Below are 6,195 nucleotides of genomic sequence, written 5' to 3'. Positions count from 1 at the left end.
ATGTGGTTCTTGTCGTACGCCGAGGTGTCCTCGTCGACCTCGACGATGACGACCTTGGGGTCGTCGAGGTGGGCCTCGACCCAGTCGGCGTCTACCAGGACGTCGCTGCGGCTCATGCTGTTTCTCCTCCGGGGCAGTGTGCGGCGGGGCGTGCAAGTGAGAGGGGTGCGCTCGCTCGGGATCGAGGAGCGCACAGGTGCCCTGGGCAGGGCTGGGGGAATGCGGAAGCCGGTGCTTCCGCTCAGAAGGTGCAACAGAGCATCGCGGCGGCGTCCGCTTCGAGGATTCGGAGCAGGCGGGCCCGCGCGTCTGGCGCCGAGCGTGTCAGCCGAGGAAGCGGACGGACTTCACCGTGGCGAATCCGATGGCGGAGAGATCCTGGACATTCCCGCTGACCACCTTCACGTTGCCGGTGCAGTTGGGGCCGTCCCAGATCTTGAGGGCGCCGCTGACCTGGATCGAGCCGGAGAAGCGGACGTTGCGGCAGCCGGGGCCTGCCACTCCCTGGGAGGGGTCGGCGAAGTTCGCGCCCTGGAAGAGGGTGGCACTGCCCGCGGGCGAGGCCTCTGGATCGACGTCGGCACCGGCGTCGGCTCCGGACTGATCGGCATCGTCAGCGGGCTGACCGCCACCGGCCTTCTCGCCGTCCGGCGTGACGCCGAACCAGGTGCCTCCCACGCCCTGGCCGTTGGTGTCACCGGCCTTTGTGTCCTTGTTGAAGAGGTAGACGGGCCAGCCGCCGATGGTGACCTGGAGCGCGCCGTCGCGCTCGATGAAGCCGATCGCGGACTTGTCGATCCCGTCGAGGAAGACCGTGCCGCCGCGCGCGACCAGATACGGCGGCCACGTGGTGGCGCACTGCCCGCTGCAGTTCGACTTCGACGGGTCTGCGGTGTCCTCGTCGAACCGGTACAGCGTGAAGCCCGCCCCGTTGACCACGACCGGGTCCAGTTGTCCGGCGCGGCCGGCCGATAGCTGTACCCACTTGCGGGCCACCGGCTTCTTGGCCGCCGCGGGGGGCGCCGCGTCAGGCGCGAAGTCACCGGTCTGCGCAGGCGCGTTGTTCTGCCGTGCCGTGCCGTTCTGGAAGGACAGATCGCCGGCCCCGGATGCGGAGGACGATGCGGATGCGCCCGCGTCGTTGGTGTCATTTCCGTCGCAGGCGGAAAGCAACAGGACACCCACGGTCGCGAGAGAGGCGAGCGTTGTGGCTCGTGTGCGGAACATGGAGAGATACCCTCGAATGCTGCTGGTCATGCCGCTCCGGACGTTCCGAAGCGATCAGCTCCTGCTACGGGCCCGGCTCTTGCGGGGTTCTCAGCACACGACTCCGAGACACAACCGTTACCCGTCTCGCTGCCGCGGTCCTCCTGTCGAGAAGTGCGGAGAACCCGTCATTCTGTCGCCGCGTAGTCAGGGGTGTTACAGCAGTGACGCCGTCGCGAGCCCAATGCGGAAGACATCGAGGAGGCGGCGCACTGGCTGCGCTATCAGAGAGACGCTCCGGACTGCTCCCGCAGTCTGGGCCCGTCCGGGTTTCGGCGCGACCACGCGACGAGGTGAGGCAATGTGGCAGCCAGCTGCATCCCGGGAGATGGACGCGGATCCCGGCGCCGGCTTCCAGGGAAGCGGGACGTCGCTTGCCTCAGTACGTACGCGGTCAGTGCGCTCTCTCCGGGGTCGAACACCACGTCGGTGTCCAGTGCCGACGGGGACACCTCGACAGGGCGGGAGGGCGCGCCGGAGGCGTACAGGCCCTGGTCACGTCGGCTCTACCGCCAGCTCAGTATTGCGGCCAACCTCGGACGGAAGAGAACCGCACCTCCGAAGCCCCTGACCGTGAACCCAGCCGCTGAGCAGGTCGTAGTGCAGAACGTACCGCCGGAAACCATACGGGAGATCTGCATGCCGAATCAGCTTGACGTCCTCGTGGTCGGGGCTGGCATCGCCGGCTTGGCGACCGCCATCGCGCTTGAGCGCGAGGGCATGTCCGTCGACGTCATCGAGCGGTCCCCTGAGAGCCGTACCGGTGGGGCCGGGCTCTTCCTGCCCGGGAACGGCGTCCGCGCTCTGACCGCGCTGGGGGTGGGAAAGCACCTCAGCGAATCGGGAGCGCCCGTGCCCGGCCAGCGGCTGATGGACCAGCGGGGCAGGGTGCTGGCCGATATCGACATGGCCGAACTGTGGCGGGGAACCGCCGGCTGCGTCGGCATCACCCGAGGCGACCTCCATGCCGCCCTCCAGGACATCGTGCCGGTGCCCGTCCAACACGGGGTCACCGTGGACTCGCTCAGGCATTCCGACGACGGTATGCACGACGGCGGTGTGAATGTGACGTTCACCGACGGCGGGACCGGCCGGTACGACGTGGTCGTAGGAGCGGACGGCATACGGTCGGACCTGCGGGAGTCGGTCGATCAGGCGGCTGGGACCCGCTACCTCGGGCAGGTCTGCTGGCGTTTCCTCACCGACGCCCCCGACATCGATCGGTGGACTGTGTGGCTCGGCCCGGGAACGGCCTTCCTGGCCTACCCGGTCGGCGGGGGCCGGGTGTGCTGCTACGCCGACGTGACGGCGCCCTCCTCCGAGGACCCGGCCAATGCTTCCGACCTCCTCGGGCATTTCGCCGGCTACGACCCGCGTGTACGGGACCTGCTGGCCACACCCGCCGCTCTCGACGCGTACGTCTCACCGGTGGCGGAGGTCAATTGCCAGACGTGGGCGCGCGGACGCGCCGTGCTCGTCGGGGACGCGGCCCACGCCAGTTCGCCCAACATGGCCCAGGGCGTCGCCATGGCGGTGGAGGACGCCCAGGTCCTGGCCGTGGTGCTGGCCGAGGGCGGCAACACCGAGGACCTCCTCCAGCAGTTCGTCCAGCGCAGGCTCCCCCGTACCCGCTGGGTGCAGCGGCAGACCCACCGGCGCGACCGGACCAGGTCCCTGCCCACCGCCCTGCGCAACATGGCGTTCCGCTACGGCGCCAACGCCTTGTACGAACGCGGCTACGCCCCGCTGCGCGACCTGCCCTGACGCGGACCGTACCGCCGCCCCCCACCACAGGATGCCGGTCGGGAGGCGGCGGGGGCTCCTCCGGGGGCGGTTGGTTCGCCCGCAACCCGGCCGGCGCTGGTGAGCAATACATTCATCGGGCCGACCGACACACCTGGCCGGCCGGGCCGCGTCCGGGCGAGCCTGCGGAGGCGCCCTACCGGCGTGTCAGCGACAAGGCGGGTTCGTCGTGAGGGTTTTGAGCTGGGCTCGGACGGCCTTGCTGTCGGCATGGCCGAGTCGTTCCAGAAGGGCGAGGGCCTGTGTCCATGCCGCGCGGGCCTGTTCCACGCGGCCTGACGCGAGGTGGGTGTCCCCGAGGCGGCGCAGCGTGTCGGCCTCGGCCTGGGCGACGCCGACTGTGCGGTAGAGGGCGAGGGCCTGTTCGTAACTGGCGACGGCATCGGGATGTCGTCCCAGGTGGTGCAGGGCGAGGCCGGTACTGTCCCAGATGTCCGCTGCGAGGTAGGGACGGTCGTGAAGCTCTGGTCTGGCCAGAGCTTCCTGGCAGTGGGCGAGCGCCTGTCGGTGCTGTCCGAGCAGGATGTGGCACCAGCCGACGGCGTTGAGCGCGGCAACCATGCGCGGGCCCAGGTCGTCGGCCGCCCGATGCCCAGCGAGGGACTGCTGTGCGTGGAACAGCGCTGCTTCCAGGTCACCCTGCTGTTCGGCCACCCAGCTCAGTTGCCGGTGGCTGTCGGCGCAGGCGGTGATCTCACCAGCGGAGGTGAAGAGTTCCACGGCACGCTCCATGTGGTTGCGCGCCTCCTCGACCCGGCCCAGACAGGCCGCTGCCCGTGCGAGGCTCTGGTGGATGTGCGCCTGGGCATTGGGGTCTTCCAGGCGCTTGGCCGCCTCCAGCGCCAGGTGCTGGGTTGCTTCGAGGTCGTGCCAGTGAGCCTTCCGGTCGAGGTGATGGCCGATGGCCCAGGCGAGTTGCCAGGTGTGCGTGTCACACCCATGGGCGGCCGCTGTTCTGATGGCCGCCATCAGTACGGCTTGTTCGGTGTCGAGCCAGGTTGCGGCTGGGCCGGCGCGTTCTGCGCCCGGGGGGAATTCCTCCGCCTGGACACCCTGAGAAGGCGCGGACAGCGCGATGGCATGCCGATCGGGGGAGAACGCACGCCCCGCGCGGTGCGCGCTGTGCAGATAGTGGTCCAGTACACGAAGGCGGGTGGCGTGCTGCTCGTCCGGTTCGTCGGTGCTGCGGATCAGCTCGTCGGCGTAGGCGCGCAGTAGGTCGTGGAGGGAGTACCGGCCGGGCACGGGTTCGTCCACGAGGTGGGCCTCGGTCAGTTCGGCCAGCAGTTGGTGCGTGTGCGGGGCGGTGAGGCCCGTGAGGCTCGCTGCGGCGGCGAGCGAGATGTCCGGGCCCGGGTGGAGGGCGATCAGCCGGAACAGGCGTGCGGCGGCGGGGGTGAGGGCGTGGTACGACCATGAGAAGACGGCGCGGACGTCGGCTGCCGTGTCGCGGTCGCTCAGGGTGTTCAGGCGGCTTTGGCCGTCGGACAGTTCACAGGCGAGAGTCGCAAGGGGAAAGGCCGAGCGTGTCAGCGCGCGTGCGGCCGCGATGGACAGGGCGAGTGGCAGGCGGGCGCAGTACCCGATGATCTCGTCGACGGCTGCCGGCTCGGCGGCGGTCCGGTTGGCGCTCAGTCTGCGTACGAGGAGGTCGCGCCCCTCCGTGACGGTGAGCACGTCTAGGTGGAAGGGGCGGGCCCCGTCGGTGGCGATCAGGCCGGACAGCCGGTTCCTGCTGGTGACGACCACCATGCAGCCAGGGTTCGAGGGAAGCAGCGGGCGCACTTGCTGGGCGTCGCGGGCGTTGTCCAGCAGGAGCAGCACCTGCCGCCCGGCGAGTTGCGTGCGGTAGCAGGCCGCGAGTGCTTCGGGGTCCTGCGGCAGGCTGATCGGTTCGGTCCCGAATGACTCGAGAACGGTGCGCAGTGCCCGTTCCGGGGAGACCGGGAGTCCCGCCGAGTCGAACCCCCTGAGATTGATGTACAGCTGGCCGTCAGGGAAGCGGGGGGCGACGCGGTGGGCCCAGTGGACTGCGAACGTGCTCTTGCCGACCCCGGCCATGCCGGTGATGACGGCGACGCCCACATCGGCGGGTATTCCGTTGTCGCCGTCGAGCATCATGTCGACCTGGGCGAGTTGCGCCGCGCGCCCGACAAAGGTCGGCAGATCGGCAGGGAGCTGTGCGGGCGCCGGCTGGCGGGGCGTTTGCTGCGGTGGGTCTGGGTCTGGGTGTGTGGGTGCAGAGGGGGTGGTCAGCGCGACGTCCGCCCGCAGGATGCGCTCATACATGTGCCGGAGTTCAGGTCCCGGGTCGATCCCCAGCTCGTCGGCGAGGAGCGAGCGGGCCTCGCCGTAGGCCATGAGTGCCTCGGCCTGGCGTCCTGACCGGTACAGGGCGAGCATCAGCATCTCCCGGAACCGTTCGTCCAGCGGGTGCTCGACCACCAGCGCGGCCAGTTCCCTTGCGACGGCGGCGTGCTCGCCCAGTTCGAGCCGGACCGCGCAACTCGCTTCCACGGCCGAAAGCCGCAGTCGTTCAAGCCGGTCGCGCTGTGCCTGGGCGTACTCGCCGCGGATTCCGGTCAGCGCTGTCCCCTGCCAGTGAGCGAGGGCGTTGTTCAGGCACCGGGCGGCGGTCTTGCCGTCGTTGTCGCGTTGGGCCTGGTCCGCCTCGGCGACGAGGCAGCGGAAGGCGGTCAGGTCGAGTGTGGCGGGCGAGGTGGGGATCCGGTAGCCGTCCGCATGGAACGGATCGCCGTGGGGCCGAGCAGTTGACGCAGCCGGTACACATAGCTGCGCAGCGAACTCAGCGCGGACCCTGGTGATCCGGTCCCCCAGACGGCGTCGACCAGCGTCTGGACCGAGACATGTGCGCCTTCGCCGAGCAGCAGCGTGGCGAGGACGGCTCGCTGCTTCGGTGGTCCGAGATCAATCTCGTCCGGTCCCCGCCAGCCACGGACGGGCCCCAGAACAGCGAAGCAGAGTTGCTCCCCCATTCATGTTCTCCCCTGCTCGTACCGCGTGCTGTTTCGTCCACCGGTGAGTGTTCCGGCCGTGGATGACGTCATTTCGGCCGTCGGCGCGGCTGGCTGCGACGCTACGGTCCGCCGACCGGACAGTCCATGA

At 69.7% G+C, this 6,195-nt stretch carries 4 protein-coding genes and 1 pseudogene; 1 reads left to right on the top strand and 4 read right to left on the bottom strand.

From position 1 onward, the window contains the following. Both QCN29_RS09360 and QCN29_RS09355 read right to left on the bottom strand, forming a co-directional pair. Window positions 1–116: pseudogene (locus QCN29_RS09360) on the bottom strand (sulfurtransferase); the annotation flags it as partial. A 208-nt stretch (window positions 117–324) separates the two neighbouring features. Then, window positions 325–1,257 carry a hypothetical protein gene (locus QCN29_RS09355; protein WP_279927267.1) on the bottom strand — a complete coding sequence of 311 codons (933 nt, stop codon included), beginning with the start codon at window positions 1,255–1,257 and terminating at the stop codon, window positions 325–327. A gap of 648 nt (window positions 1,258–1,905) precedes the next feature. On the opposite strand from QCN29_RS09355, the gene QCN29_RS09350 reads away from it, so the two are divergent. Further along, window positions 1,906–3,030 carry an FAD-dependent oxidoreductase gene (locus QCN29_RS09350; protein ID WP_279927266.1) on the top strand — a complete coding sequence of 375 codons (1,125 nt, stop codon included), beginning with the start codon at window positions 1,906–1,908 and terminating at the stop codon, window positions 3,028–3,030. Between the two features lie 186 nt (window positions 3,031–3,216). Here the strand turns inward: QCN29_RS09350 and QCN29_RS09345 are convergent, their stop codons facing one another. Beyond that, window positions 3,217–5,769, bottom strand: coding sequence for an ATP-binding protein (locus QCN29_RS09345; RefSeq protein ID WP_279927281.1), 2,553 nt, complete (start codon window positions 5,767–5,769; stop codon window positions 3,217–3,219). Beyond that, window positions 5,766–6,065, bottom strand: a complete 300-nt coding sequence (locus QCN29_RS09340; RefSeq protein ID WP_279927265.1) for an AfsR/SARP family transcriptional regulator — start codon at window positions 6,063–6,065, stop codon at window positions 5,766–5,768. The genes QCN29_RS09345 and QCN29_RS09340 overlap by 4 nt, the downstream gene beginning before the upstream one ends. Window positions 6,066–6,195: the final 130 nt, after the last annotated feature.

This window comes from Streptomyces chengmaiensis (genome assembly GCF_029846775.1).
GTDB classification, from domain to species: domain Bacteria; phylum Actinomycetota; class Actinomycetes; order Streptomycetales; family Streptomycetaceae; genus Streptomyces; species Streptomyces chengmaiensis.
Note: the sequence above shows the minus strand (reverse complement) of the source record. Positions and strands in the feature narration are given on the sequence as shown.